Origin of the sequence: Bifidobacterium miconisargentati, from assembly GCF_019331675.1 — a bacterium.
In the GTDB taxonomy this organism is placed as follows: domain Bacteria; phylum Actinomycetota; class Actinomycetes; order Actinomycetales; family Bifidobacteriaceae; genus Bifidobacterium; species Bifidobacterium miconisargentati.
The window spans coordinates 26,667-45,432 of record NZ_JAHBBJ010000021.1 but is presented as its reverse complement, the minus strand read 5'-3'; the positions used below and the strand labels follow the sequence as shown (position 1 = coordinate 45,432).

Below are 18,766 nucleotides of genomic sequence, written 5' to 3'. Positions count from 1 at the left end.
ACAGGATCTCCTTGTAATGCGGGGTGCTGGAGTTCACGTCGGAGAACGTCTTGGTGGCGTCCTTCACGTCGAACTCCGGCTCACCGGCCAGACGGTACAGGAACGCGGCGAAGTCCTGGCGCAGGATGTTCTTGGTGCCGCCGAAGCTGTAGGTGCCGTCACCGTTGTTGAAGCCCTTGATCACACCCTGAGCAGTCAGGTCGCGGATGTCCTGGACGTGCGGGGTCAGGTCGTTGACGTCGGAGAAGGCGTTCTTCACGTCGGTCTTGTACACGAGCTTGGCGTAGGCGGCCTGCAGGGTCTTGGTCAGCTCGGTGACCTTGGCGTCCGTCAGGTAGTCGTTCTTGTAGTTCGCGGTGTAGCCGTCGGTTCCGTTGCCGGTGATGGAGCCCTCGGAGTTCTTGGCGATGCCGGAACGCACGGACTCGTAGTCGGCGTAGGAGTTGTCGGTGTACAGATCCTTCTTGTTGTTCACGGCCAGCAGGGTGTTCAGGTCGTACTGGGCGGTCAGCTGCCAGTGCGCGTACAGGGTGGTGTTGCCGTTGATCTTCGTGTTGAAGTTGAACTTGTTACCGGAAGCGTCGTACCAGCCGAGGAAGCGGTAGCCGGCACGCACCGGGGTGGCCGGCACGGCCACGGTGGCACCCTTGGCGACCTGGACCTTGGTCTGCGCGCCGTTGCCGTAGTTCTCGTCGAACGTCACGGTGTACTGCTGGGAGGCGGCCGGCTCGAGGGTCGCGTGCAGCATGACCTCGTGGTTGTTCTTGGACGGGTTGGTCGGGTCGGTGATGTTCTGGTTGGACAGCTTCACGAACTCGGTGGTCTGGCCGTCGTACACGTGGTAGGCGCCGTCCTTCGCGGACCAGTACTGCCACTTGGCGACCTGGTACAGGCCGTCGTACAGGTTCGGGGTCGGCAGGGTGATGGCGGACTGGGCCGGCACGTACGTGTAGTCCGGGTTGGCGAACGCGTAGGTGCTCGTGCCGTTGGTGGTGCCGCTGAGCGGGGCGCCGTCGTTCAGGTCACCGACGCTGAAGAACACCTTGTACGCCTCGGTGTCGCTCAGACCGTAGATGTCGGTGTTGCCGGTGAACGTGGTGGTGCCGGGCACGTAGGTGGCGGCGTTCGCCTCAGTGCCGATCCTCCAGGCGGAGACCATGCGGAAGCCGGGCTTCGCGGCGTTAGCGGCGTTAGCGCTCTTGGTGGCGGCGACCGGGTTTGCGTTCAGGGTCTCGCCGTTCTTCACCTCGTACTGGGTGGTCTCGCCGGGGGCGAACTCGTAATCGGAGTCCACGTGGAACGTGACCTTCACACCAAGGGTGGTGTCCTTCGGGGCGAAGCTCGTGTCCTTAGTGATGGCCGCGTCCAGGTCGTTCGTCCAGGAGTCGATGATCGTGCCGTCGACCTTGTCGGTCGGCTTCTGCCAGTCGGCCAGCTTGTCGCCGGCGGCGATCTTGAAGGACGTCACCTCGGTGGTGCTATCCTTCGGGGCCTCGTAGAGCGGACGGGAACCGCCGAAAGTCACCGTCAGCAGATCGGTGGTGTCGGACGTCTTCGCGTAGTGGGCGTACAGGGTCTCGTCCTTCGTGATCGCGTCAGCGGAAAGACCCTCGTCCGCGCCGGAAGCGCTCGTGCTCCAGCCGCCGAACTTCACGCGGTCGCCACCGGTCGGAGCGGTGTACCAGCCCGTGAAGGTGTAACCAGAGTTCACGGCCACCTTAGGAGCATCCACCACGTAATTGGCCAGCGTGTAAGAGCCGGAAGCGGTCTTAGCGGAGTCAACGTCGAGCGTCTGCTTGCTGTTATCCGCAATCTTGCCGCGGGAACCGGCATCGAACGTGACGGTGAACGTCGGAGTCGTCGTGATGTCGTCACCCACGTACTCAACGGCGCCGGCCGTGGACGCGGCCACACCCATCGTGGCCAGCATGGCCACGGCGGCGAGGCCCGCGAGCGGCGCGCGCCAAACCTTGTTGTTTCCAGTCATATCCTGGAACCTTTCTTCTAGGGACATCGGGTTTTCTTTTATGGGGACTTTCCCCATCCCGACTGAGATTATTTCTACCTCTCCCCCCTAGACATTGTCAAATCCCAATTTGCCTAGAGTGAGGAGGCTCGTTACACACCATAGCACCATGAAGTACGGTCTGACCAGTATCACCCAGTGGACGCATAACTGGCAGAGAGCTGACAACCACCTTCTGTTTTCGTTGTTATTTCAGCCAAAACCGACTGTGAACTAGGTAATAGAGTCCATAAACTACATGCGTGTGGTTTACAGGCAATGTTAAGCCTTCGTTACAGCTACCCATAGAAAAGAACTATGGCCACGCCGTGTCACACTCCAGAATGTGGTCTTGATTCGGCGTTTCGCGAACACGGATTCGACATTGTCACCAAATGGCGCTATTCTCAGTGAGCAGGCGCGGAATTTGTGTGTGGATACAAATTGTGTACCTACTTTTCAGTAATACTTTATTCGCATAAAGTGTTGCGCAACGGGACATCGCGGTGTCGTGAGCCCTCGCAAGGAGATTTCCTTGCGAGGGCTCACGACATCTTGGGCCTAAATTTGGTTCCCTGCGATTAGCTCAGTCCGTACAGCACACTTGCGTATTCCCTAATCTGGCTGGCGAACTTCGCGGGCGCCGCCAAATCGGCAAAACCCTCCCCCGGCTGGGGAACGGACTCTCCAATCACGGATTCCGCCCATCGAGAACCCATACGGGTCACCGCCTTGTGCTTCACGCCGTAGTATTCCTTATTTACACATACATAAACACCGCTGCATCCCTTGGCGGCGGCCAAGATATGCGGATGGTAGCGAGTGGTGATCCAGCGCTGGCCCTCGCGTGCGGGGAAACCGCATTCGAGCAGGAACGTGGTGGGGAAGAACACCGGGCTGAAACCAGCCTCCTCCATCTTGTCGAAAATGGGACGATCAAGGTAAGGATTGCATTCCACAACGCCGATGGAATCCTGCGGACCAACGTTCCAGGCCTCAAGCATGGCAAAGATATGGTTGTACAGCGCGTCCGCGTCGTCCACCAGATCGGACTGCACGCATATCATGACCTCCGGCAGTCCCTCCGCCGGGGCATAGCAGCCTTCCAGACCATTGACGAAGCAGTCGTCCGGCGCCAACGTCACGTTCCCCGCTCCCTGCAGAGCCTCATACGAGCTTTCGTCACGGACTGAGAATCTGTCGAACTGCGGAATCGTCTCCCGAACGTACTTCAGCGAATCGTCCGTCAGTGGCATGATGCCCGCACCGGTGCCCAATACCGTGATGCCGTGCTCGTGAGCCCATGAACCCAGTTCGAGTCTGGCCAGGTTCGCGGTCCACTTGCCATTCATATAGCCGCCGCCAAGGAAATGCACACCTTTGACGCCGTCACGCAGCAGATGCACGCCGGAGGCATAACGCGCGGCCATGCCTTCGTTCTCCAGCACGCCATGCACAAAACCGGCGATATCCCCCACTGCACCACGGCTGATATCGCCATCCGCATACGTGTTCTCGAACGTGATGCGGGAAATCGTATCCACAATCGTGCAATGCGGGTGCAGTCCGCGCAGAATCACGGATGCCGGACCGGGACGGGTGCAATCCAGGAACACCGGGGTTTCCGGATGAGTCTCCGCCAGATACTTCAGCCATTCGGCGGCGATCAGCTCATCACCGTAATTGGGGTACCCAGGTTCGCACACCAGATAAAAGGCCTTGCCATGCACGGCATCGGGCTTCATCGATTCAAGCAACGCACGGTTGCGATGCGACTCCGCTTCGAGGGCGTCCATACGCGCGTTGGCAATGCGCAACTCATTCAGCACACGCATTGTGCCGGGATGAGTGGCTCGGTAGGCCGCACCGCCTACCTTTCTGATCGTCTTCTTCAAATCCATAACGTTCATCTTACGAGACGGATGTGGCGGGAGTCTCAGCCCACGCCGCTTCCAATCACCAATATCACGCCATATTCGGGAACATCGCCCGTATTATGCTGGGAAACCATCGAGAGAGATGTACGAGAAGGAAGACATGTTTAATCACCGCATGCGGCACGCCACGCCAATAGCCATCGTCCTGACCATGCTGTTCGCCATGGGCGTGTTCGCACCGTCCGCACAGGCCTACGAATACCCGGACATCATGCTCGCCGCATTCTGGAACAGCGACGAGGATCTGTCCGATACGGTGTACATGTCCTATAACGGCAAGGACTTCCAGAAGCTCTCCACCGCATACCAAGCAGTCGGGCACGGCGACGACACCGTGGCGAATGTTCCCAGCTACGTTCATGCGCTGCACGACCCCGGCCTGTTCTACCGCAACGGCACCTTCTGGATGCTGTCCGGTTTCGTGCAGAAGCAGGACGGTATCGGCTGGAGGTACACGCCCATGTTTGGCTCCTCCAAGGATCTGGTGCACTGGAGCTACCCGAACAGCGGCAGCCCCACCAATCTCGCGCCCACGGTCATGCCGTCCGGTGCGAAGAAGCTGACCGACGGCCAGTACGACACGGCCGGCACGGACGGTTTCGTGGACACCAATGGCGACGTATACGTGGTCACTACTCTGGGCTATTTCGGATACAAGCATGGACACCCGCAGAAAGATGAGATGTCCCCGTACATCGTCAAGGTCAAGGACCTCGAACCAGGCGAGGACCCGCAGGTCGATCCGGGCCGTCAGCCGAACCTGACCTATGAGGATCTCCGTCCCATCAATCTGCCCGTCAAGGCCAAGGACTGGCTGGATCCCTCCTTATATAAGGAGAACGGCGTCTACTATCTCAGTATCAAGAAGGAAGGCGTCACCAACCAGATCTTCTCCATCCGCGACCTGGACGACGTGGAAGACCCCAACGCCTGGACCCTGGTCAACAAGGATGTGGTCACCGGATACGAAGGACCGTACCTCGCCAAGTACAACGGCCTCTATTACTACTACGTGGACAAGCTGAAGGACTGGCCGCCGCACAATTACGATGGCACGGCTGGTGTGTTCATGATGCAGTCCGATTCGCTGTACACCGGATGGAGCAAGCCCCGCCGCATCACCACCGTCGATGTCAACGGCAATATCATCCCGAACCGTCACGGCAGCGTGTTCACCGTGACCGACCCCAACGCTAAGCGCGTGATTTGGCAGCTGCGCGAACAACTGGGATATGGTGCGTACCGCCCTGGCGCCAACGGATGGGTCACCGAAGGCGGCAAACAATACTGGTACGACAACGGCATCCGCGCCGTCTCCAAGGAAGTCTACGACCCGGACAGCAAGGCATGGTATTGGGTGGATGCGGACGGCACTATGGCCCACGATAAGGACGTATACATCGCCGCCGACGCCAAATGGGCGCGTTATGACTCGCACGGTCACATGATCAAGGGCGAGGACTACCGCTATGGCGGCTGGTACTACTTCGACCCAGCCACCGGCGCCATGCGCAAGGGACTCATGACCATTCCGTCCAACGTGCCGGTCAACGATCCGGCCGATGACGGCACCGGCACCTACAAGCCCAAGAAGCCGGTTGCCGGCCAGACGTATAACAAGATCGTCTATTACGACCTCAATACCGGCCAGATGATTCATGGCGAGACGTTCGTCACCGACTATGACTATTACGGCTGGCATCTGTTCGACTATGGCACCGGCGCCATGCGGACCGGATTGCAATACATCGCCGGGGCGAACAAGTGGGTGTACTACAGCCCGCAGAACGGTGCCATGCAATACGGCGAGCGCTACATCAAGGACGGCGTGCACAAGGCCGGCTGGTATCTGTTCCTGCAGGGAAGCGGAGCCATGTTCCATGGCGATGTCTTCCTGGCCGCCGACGGCGGCAAGTGGGTGCGCTACGATCGCAAGACCGGCGTGATGGTCCATGGTCTGCAACGTCAGGATGGTGCCTGGTATTACTTCGACAAGAAGACCGGCGCCATGGCTCATGGCAAGACGTGGGTGCCCGAATGGAAGAAGTGGCATGAGTTCGACAAGGTGACCGGCCGCGGCTGATTCCCTGCGGATCCGCCGCTTGTGCGCCGGCTCCTGACGAGTCTTAACAGTTCTTAACGATATTGCAAGTATTGCCTGCCTCCGGCATCAACCGGCGGCAGGCAATACTGTATTGTAAGCAACGATATTTATTCCATGGACTGCATTACCGGCCCGTGATTCGGCATGGAGAGGGATTCATGGCGCATCTGCAATCTGAGCACGCGCGAGTAACCGTACGCCCGCATCTGCAAGCACGTATATCGGCTTGGCTGGAGATTCTTGCAATCGCCGCGCAGTGCGCAATCGTATTCATGTTGCTGGCGTTCTCGCTGCTGTTCACGCCCACGTTCACCTACCGGTTCCATGTGCCGGGCCCGAACTCCATCATGGAACGGATGAACTTCAGCATGGGACTGCCGTCGTTGGGCTTCATCGGCGGTCTCATCGTTTTCATCCTGCTAGTGCTTCTGGTCTCCTCACTGCTTGCCCGTATGCCCCGCCGCGGGATGCTGTTGTTCCTGCTGGCATTCGTCACCGTGGCGCAGCTCGGATGGATTCTGGCCATTGATCTGGCCGACTATCAGTACCCTGATTCCAGCAGTCTGATGGACGCGGCGGCGTCGATTCTGCAGGGACGCACCGAAAAGTTCGCGCCGGACTACTGCACGCCCGGCAATATGCCGACCGGATGCATCAAGCTGCCTTCGCCGTATGCGTACTTCTCCTGGTATCCGTTCCAGAGCGGACCGTTGCTGTGGTTCATCGGCATATTCGCCCTGTTCGGCATTGGCAACATCACCGCGTTCCAGATCGTCAATGCGCTCATGGTCACCGGCATCACCGCGATTCTGTGGTGGTTCGGCTCCGCTTTGGGACTGGATAGGCGCGGTCTTGCGGCTTTCACCGCATTGTGCTGCACCTGCCTGCCGCTGCTGATGTACTGCGCTTTTGTGTATACCAACGCTGTCGGCCTGTGTTTCATGCTGCTGGGCGCGCTGCTCATCGGCAGGGCCTTGGCTGCACGATCCAACATCGTCAGCCTTGTCCTGCTCGCCATCGCGTTCGTGGTGTTCGGCCTTGGCATGCTGTTCAAGACCACGTACATCATCGTGCTGCTGGCGGCAATCATCGCCATCGCGTTGACCGTGCTGCGCTGCGGCAAGCGGTATTGGCTGCTTATCGCGGTGATTCCCTTGACATGGGTGGCGAAAACCATCTCCGGTCTCTCGATTCGATTCCTGGAATCCTGGTCCGGGCAATCATTCGACAAATCCATGCCCATGCTCTCCTGGATCGCCATCGGCCTGGATCATCCCAAGGGCGCGGTTCCGGGCTGGTGGGGTCCGAACGCCGTGGATACCTGGACCTTGTCCGGCGGCGATTATCAAGTGCAGCTGGATACAGCCAAGCACACCATTCAGCATGCGCTGACGGGATTCGCGAAGAGCCCCATGAGCGCCGTGGAGTTCTTTGTGGCCAAGCTCACCTCCGAATGGAGCGAGCCGACGTTCATGACCGGCCTGTATTCCCAAATGGGACGTTCCGCTAGCGGTTTTTCCGGCGTGGCCGGCGTGGTACTCAACCCCAAAGGCGGCTTCGTGCTGGATTACGAGAACGTGGCCATGAGCGGCATGTATCTCTTCGCGTTTGTGGGGATAGTAGCGCTGGTTCGACGTCTGTTTGTAGAGCGTGAGCAGTCGCATGAAGCGGATGCCGTCTATGCCCGTTCGCTGCTATCCGTGGCTTTCCTGGGCGGCTTCCTCTGCTATGTGCTGTGGGAAGCCAAGGGCATTTACACGTTGCCGTTCTACCTTATGCTGATTCCTCTGGCCGCCTATGGCGTGCAGGCAGCACTGGCCGGGATATCCCAGCTGAACGGAATCCGCCGGTCTCGTTCGGACTCCGTTCAGTAGTCCGTCCAGCCCATTCGTAGTTCGTTCGGAGTCCGCGCAGCTGTATCTGTTCTGCTATCGCGTCTGCTGAACGGACTGGGCAGACTGAGCAGATTGAGCAGCCAGCGCACGCTGCTTGGCCTTTGCCGGGTAGAACCACAGATTCACATACGGCAGTTTGGACAGGCACCACGCCAGTAGGAAGTCCAACGGCAGCCTGACCACGAAGAACACGATCCACAGTGGCACGTGCGGGAGAATCGTCTGGATCTTCGTCAGGAACATCGCCCACGGAAGTACATCATCCTCGATCAGGTGCGCGCAGAGCAGCGCCAGCGATGTCTGGCCGACCCATGCGAACGTGCCACCAATAGCGTTCAACCGATCAACCAGCATGGAAATGCCGATGACACAACAGGTGCCCGCAACACCGCCAACGCCGGCCAAGACCGGAGTCTGTCCGTATCCGTTCAGGGCAAGGCTGAAACCGGAGAACAATGCGATATCCGCAATCCAGATGGCAGCGGACACCGCCCAGAGCACCGGATAGCGCTTGAACAGGGCGAGCACATCATATTGCTTCATCAGATAGCCGACATAGACGAACAGCAGCGTGCACATGCCGGACTGGATGTCCCACGGCAGCCAAATCCACCGGGCCGAAGCATATCCCACAATGAAGGATGCGATAACCCATACCGGCGTGTAGGGCAGCTTGGCGAATGCATGCAGCAGCAGATGTGCCCAGAACAATGCCAACAGGAACCAAATCGCGCCGATGCGAGTGGACTGCGGCCACAAGGCGTGCTGCGGGATGTCACCGGCCGCATAGATCGCGGCGGAACCCCATATTTCCAACGCCTCCCTTGCGCTGATGCGCAGGGCCTTGGCTGCGACACCGATGCCGACAAGCACGATCACCGCGGTGATCGCATACGTGCCGACCAGTTCCCGCATTTCCTTGCCCCACCGGAATTTCCGTTCCGGGCGCATGAAGTAGCCGGATAGCATGAAGAACAGCGGCATGTGGAACGAGAAGCACACCGCATACACCGTGTGCGCAAGCGTATGCATGGGGGCAATGGTGCCCGCCATCAACACGCTATGGGAAAGAATCACGCACAGAATGGCGATGCCACGGGCGATATCAAAAAAACGAATTCGGCTCTGCGTCACTTGAGACAGTGTAGGGATTCGAGCCGACTACTACCGCAGATGCGGATGAAACGGCCGCTCACACCGTCTTTTCGATGATGAAGCGAGGACGGTGCTTGACCTCCATGTAGATCTTGCCGATGTATTCGCCGACCACGCCCAATGCCACAAGAATCATGCCGCCAAGCAGCCACAGTGAGCACATCACCGAACCCCAGCCGGCCACGGCATGGCCCGAGAACACCGAGACGAACGTGTAGATCAGCATGGCGATGCCCACGATGACCGAAAGCACACCCAAACCAGTGATCATGGACAGCGGCTTCACGGAAAACGACGTGATGCCCTCAATGGCGAAGGCGATCATCTTCTTCAGCGGATACTTGGATTCGCCGGCGACACGGACGCCACGCTTGTAATACACCTTGTCCGTGTTGAAGCCCAAGGAAGGCACGATGCCACGCAGGAACAGGTTCGTTTCTCCGTATTCGGCGAGAGCCCTCAACGCGGAAGCACCCATCAGACGGTAATCCGCGTGATCCGGGATGGTTTCCGTACCCATCCAACGCATGACCGAGTAGAACGCATGGGCGGTGTTGCGCTTGAACGCGGTATCCGTCTCACGGCTGTCACGCACGCCATAGACGATTTCAGCACCCTGACGGAAACGCTCAATCATTTCATCCGCAGCATTGGGATCGTCCTGCAGGTCGGCATCCATGGAGATCGCCGCGTCCACCTGAATATCCAGCGCATGCATGAGGCCGGCAAACAGGGCGTTCTGATGGCCTCTGTTGTGGGCAAGCTTGACGCCATGGAACAGTTCCGGTTCCTGCTGGTGAAGCTGCTCGATTTCACGCCATGTCGCGTCCGCCGAACCATCATCCACGAAAATAATAGAGCTGGACGCACTGATGGCGTGCTTGGCCGAGAGCGTCTGCACCTTCTTGCGCAGTACGTCGGCGGTCACATGGAGCGCCTCCTCCTCGTTGTAGCAAGGAATCACAAACGCAATACGCGGTGCTGATGTGCTCATTCGAGATTCACTTTCATTGAGGATGACGGGCTGATTCATCGTCATGAGGTTAGAACTAGTCCTCTACATCAGGAGTGGGCGGCTACTCAGACTAGGGGGAACTCCCCTCAGTCGCCTTTGGCGGCAACTCCCCTCAAAAAGGGGAGCCGAACCGATATTTCCGGAGTCCCTTGCCACGGCCTTTGCTTGACACAACTATTTTCACAAGGACCGACGAAGGCAGACCAACAAATTCAGGCGATATGTACCGGGGTGTTGGCGGGCAGCTGTTCGAACAACCACTGGGTATCCGGCACGGTCAGGTAGATGGAACCAGAGGTCACGGCTTGGCCGAGCTGCTTGGCTTCGGAGTCAATGTAATTGCCCTTGCTGTCCGTGGGCACGGTCTGGAACCGGTAATCGCCCTTGAACTGCAGCCAGTAGTTGCCGCCGCGCTTGGCGGTCTTGTCGTAGAACGACTTGCCACGGGTACCGATGGTGAAATCGCCCTTGGGCGTGCTGCTGTTCTTACCGGTGGAGGCGGTCATCGCGTAAATCACCTTGCTGCCGCTACGGACCAGCACCACCTGATCATTGAGGCGAACCTGAAGGTTCAGGTTCGAATAGCTGGACAGCTTCGGATGTGTGCCGCTGGAGGCGGACTTCCAATCCTGGTATTCGCCGGTACCGGCGTGACGGCCGGTGATCGGATCGAAGTAGATCCAAGCGTTCTGATCGGCGACCCAAGTCACGCCGTGGGCCATCTTGCCGGTGGTCTTATCGAAGTAGTACCAGGCACCGTTCACCTTCACATAGCCCTTGGCCATGATGCCGGTACCAGCATCGTAGTAGACCCACTTATCGCCCTTGGCGAAGTACGTGAAGCCGTGGAACATCGCGCCGGTCACGGAATCGAAGAGATACCAGCCGGTATGCTCCTTGTCGTAATTGACGTACGTTTCACCATGATGCATCTGGCCGGTGGTCCAATCGTAGTAGACCCACTTGCCGCCGTTGGACTTCACATACCGCATGCCCTTGGCCATGGCACCGGTGATCGGATCGAAGTAGTACCAGCCGCCGTAGCGGTAGTCCTCGCCCTTGATCATGTGGCCGTCCAAATCGTAGCGGACCCACTTCTGACCGGCGGTCATGTAGACGTCCTTGTTGCGGGCCATGGTGCCATCGGCATCGAGCCAGTACCAAGCGCCGCTTTCGGGATCGTAAATCTCCTTGGAGCGGACCATGGCACCGTTCTCATACCAGTACTTCTTGCCGTTCTTGGTGACCCACTTGCCGCTGACGGTGCTGGTGCCGGTGGTGCCCGTGCCGAATGCGTTCAGATCCACGGTGCCTTGGATACCATTCACCGAACCGCCGGAGGTGTACTGCCAGCCGCGATCGGCCGCGGGCCAATCGGCGTAGCCCATGTATCCGGAGTACTGGGCCACCCAACGGGTCTTGGCGTGGATGTTGCCGCTGTTAAGCGGGCCGTTCAGGTACGTGGTGTACGAGTAGACGGACAGGTTCATGTATCCTGCGGCGCGCAGCTGGCCGTACCACGCATTGACCACGTCGTCATAGACGTCGGAGCTGGTGGGCGGCGTGTGGCCGGTCCAAGACCACTGTTCCAAATCGTAATAGACCGGGTACGAAAGGTCGGCGGGGCTGATGCCGGCCTGACGCAGGAGACTCACCGTATTGGCGCCTTCTGCGGCACCGGTATCGCCGTCGTAGGCATAGGAATACACGTACACGCCGAAGGGAATGCCGAGTCGCTTGCATTCGCTGATGTTGTACAGGGCGGTCTGATCGAAGCCGTTGCCCCAGCCATAGCCGAGACGGATGATGGCACCTTCGACGCCCGCTGCCTTGGCCGCGGCCCAATCGATGGTGTGCTGCCATTCGGAGACGTCGATGACACCCTTGGCGTTGCTGGCGAAGACGTTATTGCCTGCATCGAAGAACGCCGCCGAACCGTTGTATATACCCCAATGCGCGCCGTATTCGTTGTTTCCGAGGGCTACGGTACGGACGGTACCGGTTGTGTCGGTGCTGCTGGTCTTGGCTTTCGCAGTGTTTTCGGCATCCGCGTTGGAATCGCGCTCCTCGACCTTCTCCTTCACCTCGTCGACCTGGACGGGGATGAACGATGCGCCATCCGTCTTGGCCAGCGGATCGGGCTGTTCATCCTTGGTTCCGACCAATTCGGGATCGGTGACCGTCTTACCTGTGGTGAGGTCCTTCAGCTTGCCGTTGGCGGTAATGGCATGGTTTTCGGAGACCACGGTGGCGTCATCGGGGATGTTGCTGGCGACTTTGTCCGGAAGGGCGGCATCCGGGTTGCCCGGCATGGTATCGGATTCATCGGTTGACACCTGCTGCGTCTGCAACAGGGTCTGGGATATCTCGGAAGATTGGACCTCCGCGTCAAGATTGGTATCGACAAGAGGTTCCGCGAATGCCGGAGTGACGAATACGAACGATAATGCGGCAGCGGACGCAGCGGCGACAAGCTTGAACGGCCTGGACATGATATCCCCTTAGCGGATTTAAGCAGAATTGGAACTTCGACAGCTTTCTTCTGCGAACCACTCTAAGTGATGAACCTTATATTGCACGGTCCGTTTCATATTTCTCTGCCCAAAACATGAACAAATAGGGCGTGGCGGCGTATTTTCCATACCGGCACAGGTTTCACAAATCAGATACGCACTTTGTGCAGGAGGCGCTGGAGGGGCTTGAGGAGGAGATTGTCGGCGATGATGGCGAAGAGGAGGGCGGCGAGGAAGGTGGCTGCGAACATGGCGATGCTGATGGCAGCGTATTGGAGGCCGTTCGCGGGTGTGGGCAGGAAGCGGCCGATCGCCACTTTGGAGAGGGGCGAGTGGACCAGATAGATCGTGTACGAGTAGCCGGCGAGCCAGATGATGGCCTTGCAGGCGCGTTCCGAGCGGATATGCACGTCGTAGCGGAAGAACAGGAAGATTGCCGCGACCACTACGGCGTAGGCCACGGTGAGGGTGCGGTTGACCTGGGCGGGATGGCCGGGGAACAGAACCGGCGTGGCGACCGTCCAGGCGAGCGCGAACGGGGCGATGACGTATGTCACACGACGGGCGAGGGCGGACGGCGGGTAGAACTCCAGTACGTAGCCCAGCAGGTAGTAGAACAGCAGGCCTCGCCACGGGAACGAGTTCAGGAAGGTGAGCGGGTAGCCGAACAGGCTGCAGATCTGTTCGGCGGCGGCCACCGCGGCGGCGAGGCCGATGAGCAGCCATGCGCCGGTTCGGCCGATTGCGCGCAGCATCGGGGCCATGAACGGGGTGGCCAGCACGAATCCGGCAAGCATGAAGACGAACCAGTAGACGGAATCGTCGTAGCCGGAGAAGAGGTCGTAAAGCGTGCCGGTGACGGCGCTGGCGAGCGAACGGTGGTCCATCACAAGGTATGCGGTGAAGCCGAGGGCACCGGCGTAGAAGAGGTACGGGAAGATAAGGGAGACGAAACGCTTGTAATAGTAGTGGCCGTACGGTTTCAGGCCGGATTCCTCACCCGCGTCGAACGTCAGGTTGAAGCGGCCGGAGACCATGATGAACAGCGGGTTGCAGGTCATGAAGATGGCGAACAGCGTGAACCGCACGGTTTCGGCCGGGCCGGTGAGGGTCATTTTGACCGGCATGTAGTTGTTGACGACGTGTACGCCGATGACCAGGCACATCGCCACGCAGCGCAGGAGGTCGTAGTTGACGTTGCGGGGTGGTTTGGGCTGTGGAGATTGCTTATGGGGATTGGGAGTGTGTGCCATAAGCGTTACCTTTCAGATCTGCACCATTCCGTGTGACTACCCCTCAGTCTCGCTGCGCGAGCCAGCTCCCCCGACAAGGGGAGCCGAGGTTGGTTGTCACACGGTACCGGCGAGGGACTTGATGTCGACCGGGCAGGAGAGCTGGCCCTTGATCTTGTCGAGCGTGCTGAGACCGGAGGACAGATCCTTGCCAGTGCCGCCGACAGTGCTTTGCGAGCCGTTGGTCGGCTGGGAACTGTTTGCTTGATCGTTCGCAGCGATGTCGGAACCGGTGCCCGGCGCAACCGCACCGGGCGAAAGCTCGGCCGGGCATTCGTCGATGACCTTGCCATTTGAGCCAGTCTCGATGCCGTCCGCGTTGACCACCGGGGTGGTCACCACGTCGAGCGGCTGGGTGGCGGTGTTCTTCACGCGCACGGTGAACGCGATCGTGCGTTCCTCCCCCGGCTCGATCCACTGCTGGTCGAACGTGACGTACTGGCGGTCGTACATGGTGGCGGTGTTCGCGCCCCACTTGACGGTGTCCGCCTGCACCACGTTGATCTCGCCGCCGTATGGCGCGGTGAGCACGATGCGGTACAGCAAGCCGCCGGGTACTTCGGTTTCGGTGCCGCCGGTGATGAATTCGGGCAAGGTCTTGGCCTCCGCCTTGGTCATCGTGTTCTTCATGGTGAACGTCACGGTGTATTCGGTGCCCGTCTGGTCTGCCGGGATCAGGCCAAGCTGCGTGCCGGCGGCCGCGGAAACGATGCGACCGTCCAGCGAACCGGTCACGCCGGCCGTATCCGTGGCGGACACCTCGCCGCAGGTCTTGGTCACGGTGGTGGTGGTCCGCAGGTACCAGTCCTGCTTGCCCTGCTGCAGTTCGGACAGGTAGATGCCGGCCTGCGGCACGCTCTCGTCCGTGGACAGTTCGCCGCCGGCCTTGTCGTCGATGAGACCGGTGGAGATGAGTGCGGTCTGTTCCAGTTCGTTGGCCATCCACAGCTTCAGGTGGCCGCCGGCTGACGTCTGGCGCACGGCCTTGAGCAGTCCCGAGACCGAGGAGCCGTTGATGTTGCCGAGCACGTGCGTCATGATCTCCTGCGCGGCCTCGGACACGTACTTGTTCTGCTCCTCGAACTTCGGATGCTCGAGATACAGATCATGCAGCAGGAACGGCACGGTGGTGTCGCCGTCCAGAACCTTGCCGTCGGACAGCTTCACCTGGCCGGTGGCGTCCAGCAGGGATTCCAGGAACACCGGGTCGAGACCGATCACGCCGGCCACGTTCTTGTCCTTATTATGCTTCTGGTTGAGCCACAGGTACTTGTTGTACTGGGCCACGCGCTGGAATTCCGGGTTGATGGCGGTGGTGGCCGGGTATTCGTCGAATGTGTCGCCGAACGCCGCGCGCTCCTCCAGCACCTTGTCGTCCAGGGGCTGCTCCGGGATGTCCCAGCCGGAGGTGGAGCTGAAGTCGCCGATGGTCACCTTGCCCTTGTTCGCGGTCACGGCGGCGATCGTGCCGATCATGCCGCCGGACGAGCGCAGTTCCGCGGGGTTCTGCACGAGCACCAGATACGTGCGTTCGCCGTCCTCGCCGAGCAGCTGCGGCAGGAGGTTGATCAGGTCGTCGTATTCGGAGAGCATCGAATCGACGGTCTGCAGGGCGGTCTTCTCGGTGCTGAGCATGGCGGCCATCTTGGCGATGCTGGGCGTGGGGATCGAGTCGAGCTTGGCGATCTGCGCCTTGAGATCCTTGTGTGTATCGGACACGATTTCGGGCATGTCCATGAGCGCGCTCACGTCTACGGTGCCGTTCTTCATCGAGAAGCCCTGAAGTTTCTGCGCAAGACCCAGCAGATCCGTAAAGGGGCCGTTGACAAGCGTGTCCACGGAGGCGAGCATCTCGCGGGCCGCGGTGATGTCGTTGCCGAAGCGGGTGTGGTCGCGGATGAGGTCCCACTGCGGGCCGTTGAGTTCCTTGTTGAGGTCGTTGGTGGATTTGACGAGGTCCTGCGCCACTTCGGACAGGCTTTCGTCGCTGCCGCAGCCGAGCGCGGTGTTGGCCAGGCTTTCGGCGGAGGATAGCACGCGCTGCGCGTTGGTGACCATGCGCGCCACGGACGCGGCGTACAGCGCGGTCACGCAGGTGGCGGCGGCGAACATCGTCACCAGCACCACCACGACCGCCCGCAGCCAGCCCGGTGCGATGGCGAGCAGCGAGCGCCCCTTGCGGCCGCCCACATGCTGCGGTGTGTTGAGTTTCAGGTCGTCCTTGCTGCGTGCGGCGGCACGGATGGAGCGGTGGACGCGATGGGAATGGCGGTGCGTATCGCGGTGCGTCGCGCGGTGGCTGGTCGGGGTATCGGAGGAGTCCTGATGGTCGCGGCCGGACGTGCCGCCCGTGACGTCCTGCCCGGCGTAGTCGGTGGCATCGGCGGAAGCGGCGTAGTCGTAATCGTTGCCAACGCCATCGGCAGCGGCGTTGCCTGCGGTATCGCCGGCGACGTCGTCATCCGAATCGACGCCCGACGTTCCGGACAGGCCGTCCATCTGGCTGTCGTCTGCGCGGAAGCTGCTGGCGCGACGCCCGTGACGTCCTGAACTGGAACGCATACTCACCTGCCTCAAGTCAAACGGAGCATAGTCTAACTTGCCAGTGTACCCAGCACGGGAAACAGACGGGGAAAATCCCGCGGAAACTCGCGCGAATCCGTGCACGACCGCCACATCGCATTCAGCATGTTCTCAGGGTTCGTTGAGGGGTATAACAGTAATGCGCAAGAAAACGGTCACGATGCGCAGCAATAGTAAGAGCCGTATTGATTTGTTCGGCTTAGGAGAACGGGAGAAGTAACGCATGTTCGTCCTCGGCAACGCCTGGCGGGCCCTGACGCGCTCAAAGGGGCGCACGGCTCTCACCGCGTTCATCACTCTGGCGGTAACGTTCGGCACGGTTGCCGGACTCGCCATCGTTCAGGAAAACACCACCGCGCACACCACCACGTACGATTCGCAGAAGGCCACGATGGCCATCCGTCCGAGCGCGGCGGCATGGAAGAAGGTCTCGGCCACCGATTCGTCCACCACCAAGCAGTACATGACGTGGACCGCCTACACCGAGTACGCCACGGCCATCCAGACGGCCACCAACACACTCGACTTCACGGTGACGGAAACCGTGCCGGCCCGCGTCTCCGGCGATCTGAAGGCCTTGGACGGCGACTCGCTGAACGGCGCCTCCGACGACAAGACCGGCGGCCAGCTCCTGTGGCGCGCGTTCTGGACCCGCGACGCCGCCAAGGCCAACAACCTGGGCACGTACACCATCGTGGACGGCAAGGGCCTGAGCTTCAACAACCAGTCCTCCAACCCGGACACCACGGGCGCGTTGATCTCCTCCGCATTCGCCAAGGCCAACAATCTCAAGGTGGGCGACAAGTTCAAGGTGGCCGCCGCCTCGGATAAGTCCAAGACGGTGGAGCTCAAGGTGCGTGGCATCTACGAGTACACCTCCGAGGCCGACGCCGACAACCCGGTGGTGACCGCCCGCAACCGCGAGAACGCCATCTACACGAACTATCAGACCTTCGCCTCGGCCGAGCTGGATCCGCAGTCCTCCGACTCCTCCGCCAAGGGCTGGCAGGTGCCGGACCTCGACATTGTGTTCAACCTGTCCGACGCCTCCACGTACAAGTCCGTGGTCGCCACGCTCAAGAAGTCCAAGCTGCCGGCCAAGGGCTACACCATCTCCTCCCCCTCGCTGGAGGCGTACACCAAGTCGCTGGCCCCGCTGGAGACGCTGGCCTCCCGCGCCCACACCGGCGTGATTCTGCTGCTTTCGGTGGGTGGCGTGCTGCTGCTCGCCCTCGTGCTGCTCGGCGTGTGGGCTCCGAAGCGTGACGATGAGATCGGCATGGCGCTGGTCTCCGGCGTGACCCGCGGCCGTCTGGGGTGGCAGTTCATGCTGGAGGTGTTCATCGTGACGCTGCCGTTCTACGCGATCGGTCTGGTGGGTGGCGCGTTCGCCGCCAAGCCCATCGGCGCGGCGCTGGCTTCCGGCCATGCCACGGCCGTGACGTCCGATTTGGTATGGAAGATGGTCTGGTATGGTCTCGGCACGATTCTGGTGCTGGCGATCCTGGCCGCCCTGCGACTCGCCTTCTACGGCTCGGACAAGCTGTTCGCGGCCGACGGCGATTGGGGCACGGTCCGCGAGACCGAAGCGATCGAGGCCGAGTCCGGCGCCGCCGGTGCGACTGCGGCTGTTGCGACCACTACCACGACGACCGGCAAGTCCGGCAATGATGCGGAGGCGAAGGCATGAGCGACAAGGACATCGAGAAGAACGAGCAGGCCGTTGACGTGACCGCGGATACGGCCGAGAATGTGGCCAACGCGGCAGACGTGACCGAGGCCACTGAGTCCGCGGAGGCTACCGAAGCCGCTGAGACCACCGAGGATGTCGAAGCCGCCGAGGACACTGCCGCGGATACGGCCGACAACGCGGACACCGAGGAATCCCCCGCCGATTCCGTGCAGTTCAGCGTGGTGTTCGACGAGGATGACGACGATGCCGACATCGACGCCGCTTCCGAGGGCACGGCCGGCAGCATTTACGACAGCCTGGCCGCCGCGGAGCAGTCGGCGAACGCATCCGTCGCCGACGCCGCGGACGAATCGGACGACTCCGGCGACGCCGTCATCGACAAGGACGACGTGACCGCAGCGCTCATCGCCTCCGCCACCGGCGCCGACCCGACCCGTGTCAAGGAGGCGGCCGGACTGAAGAAGGCCGCCGATAATGGCGCGAAGAACGCCGACGCATCGGCCGAGAACAAGACGGACGAAACCACGGCCGTCGAGACGGGTACGAACACCGCCGCGACCGCCAAGGCGGATGC

Annotated in this window: 10 protein-coding genes; 3 read left to right on the top strand and 7 right to left on the bottom strand. The window is 60.6% G+C overall.

The annotated features are described in order from the left end of the window. Positions 1-1,987, bottom strand: a 1,987-nt coding sequence (locus KIH81_RS11015; protein WP_214305357.1) for an InlB B-repeat-containing protein, incomplete at its 3' end; no start/stop codon positions are given. Between the two features lie 599 nt (positions 1,988-2,586). Next, positions 2,587-3,822, bottom strand: coding sequence for a polysaccharide pyruvyl transferase family protein (locus tag KIH81_RS11010; protein WP_236029561.1), 1,236 nt, complete (start codon positions 3,820-3,822; stop codon positions 2,587-2,589). A gap of 220 nt (positions 3,823-4,042) precedes the next feature. On the opposite strand from KIH81_RS11010, the gene KIH81_RS11005 reads away from it, so the two are divergent. Together KIH81_RS11005 and KIH81_RS11000 are read left to right on the top strand one after the other, a co-directional pair. Further along, positions 4,043-6,025: a hypothetical protein gene (locus tag KIH81_RS11005; protein WP_236029560.1), complete on the top strand. Its 1,983-nt coding sequence runs from the start codon at positions 4,043-4,045 to the stop codon at positions 6,023-6,025. Between the two features lie 179 nt (positions 6,026-6,204). Beyond that, on the top strand, positions 6,205-7,920 hold the full coding sequence (locus KIH81_RS11000; protein ID WP_214305356.1) for a hypothetical protein: 1,716 nt from the start codon (positions 6,205-6,207) through the stop codon (positions 7,918-7,920). Positions 7,921-7,974: 54 nt separating this feature from the next. On the opposite strand, the gene KIH81_RS10995 is transcribed toward KIH81_RS11000, so the two are convergent. The 5 genes from KIH81_RS10995 to KIH81_RS10975 all read right to left on the bottom strand — a co-directional run bounded on the left by KIH81_RS10995 (position 7,975) and on the right by KIH81_RS10975 (position 16,478). Further along, positions 7,975-9,075 (bottom strand): acyltransferase family protein, encoded by a 1,101-nt coding sequence (locus KIH81_RS10995; RefSeq protein WP_214305355.1) that lies wholly within the window; start codon positions 9,073-9,075, stop codon positions 7,975-7,977. 58 nt (positions 9,076-9,133) lie between these two features. After that, positions 9,134-10,090: a glycosyltransferase family 2 protein gene (locus KIH81_RS10990; protein WP_214305354.1), complete on the bottom strand. Its 957-nt coding sequence runs from the start codon at positions 10,088-10,090 to the stop codon at positions 9,134-9,136. A gap of 233 nt (positions 10,091-10,323) precedes the next feature. Further along, on the bottom strand, positions 10,324-12,603 hold the full coding sequence (locus KIH81_RS10985; protein WP_214305353.1) for a GH25 family lysozyme: 2,280 nt from the start codon (positions 12,601-12,603) through the stop codon (positions 10,324-10,326). A 170-nt stretch (positions 12,604-12,773) separates the two neighbouring features. Further along, positions 12,774-13,877 carry an acyltransferase gene (locus KIH81_RS10980; RefSeq protein WP_214305352.1) on the bottom strand — a complete coding sequence of 368 codons (1,104 nt, stop codon included), beginning with the start codon at positions 13,875-13,877 and terminating at the stop codon, positions 12,774-12,776. 96 nt (positions 13,878-13,973) lie between these two features. Further along, positions 13,974-16,478 (bottom strand): DUF4012 domain-containing protein, encoded by a 2,505-nt coding sequence (locus KIH81_RS10975; protein ID WP_236029559.1) that lies wholly within the window; start codon positions 16,476-16,478, stop codon positions 13,974-13,976. A gap of 244 nt (positions 16,479-16,722) precedes the next feature. On the opposite strand from KIH81_RS10975, the gene KIH81_RS10970 reads away from it, so the two are divergent. Further along, positions 16,723-18,189, top strand: coding sequence for an ABC transporter permease (locus tag KIH81_RS10970; RefSeq protein WP_214305351.1), 1,467 nt, complete (start codon positions 16,723-16,725; stop codon positions 18,187-18,189). Positions 18,190-18,766: the final 577 nt, after the last annotated feature.

Bases quoted from the DNA above. Each gene is read 5' to 3' on its own strand.
- KIH81_RS11005 (WP_236029560.1), top strand. From the start codon at position 4,043: ATGTTTAATCACCGCATGCGGCACGCCACGCCAATAGCCATCGTCCTG.
- KIH81_RS11000 (WP_214305356.1), top strand. From the start codon at position 6,205: ATGGCGCATCTGCAATCTGAGCACGCGCGAGTAACCGTACGCCCGCAT.
- KIH81_RS10990 (WP_214305354.1), bottom strand. From the start codon at position 10,090: ATGAGCACATCAGCACCGCGTATTGCGTTTGTGATTCCTTGCTACAAC.
- KIH81_RS10985 (WP_214305353.1), bottom strand. From the start codon at position 12,603: ATGTCCAGGCCGTTCAAGCTTGTCGCCGCTGCGTCCGCTGCCGCATTA.
- KIH81_RS10980 (WP_214305352.1), bottom strand. From the start codon at position 13,877: ATGGCACACACTCCCAATCCCCATAAGCAATCTCCACAGCCCAAACCA.
- KIH81_RS10975 (WP_236029559.1), bottom strand. From the start codon at position 16,478: ATGCGTTCCAGTTCAGGACGTCACGGGCGTCGCGCCAGCAGCTTCCGC.
- KIH81_RS10970 (WP_214305351.1), top strand. From the start codon at position 16,723: ATGTTCGTCCTCGGCAACGCCTGGCGGGCCCTGACGCGCTCAAAGGGG.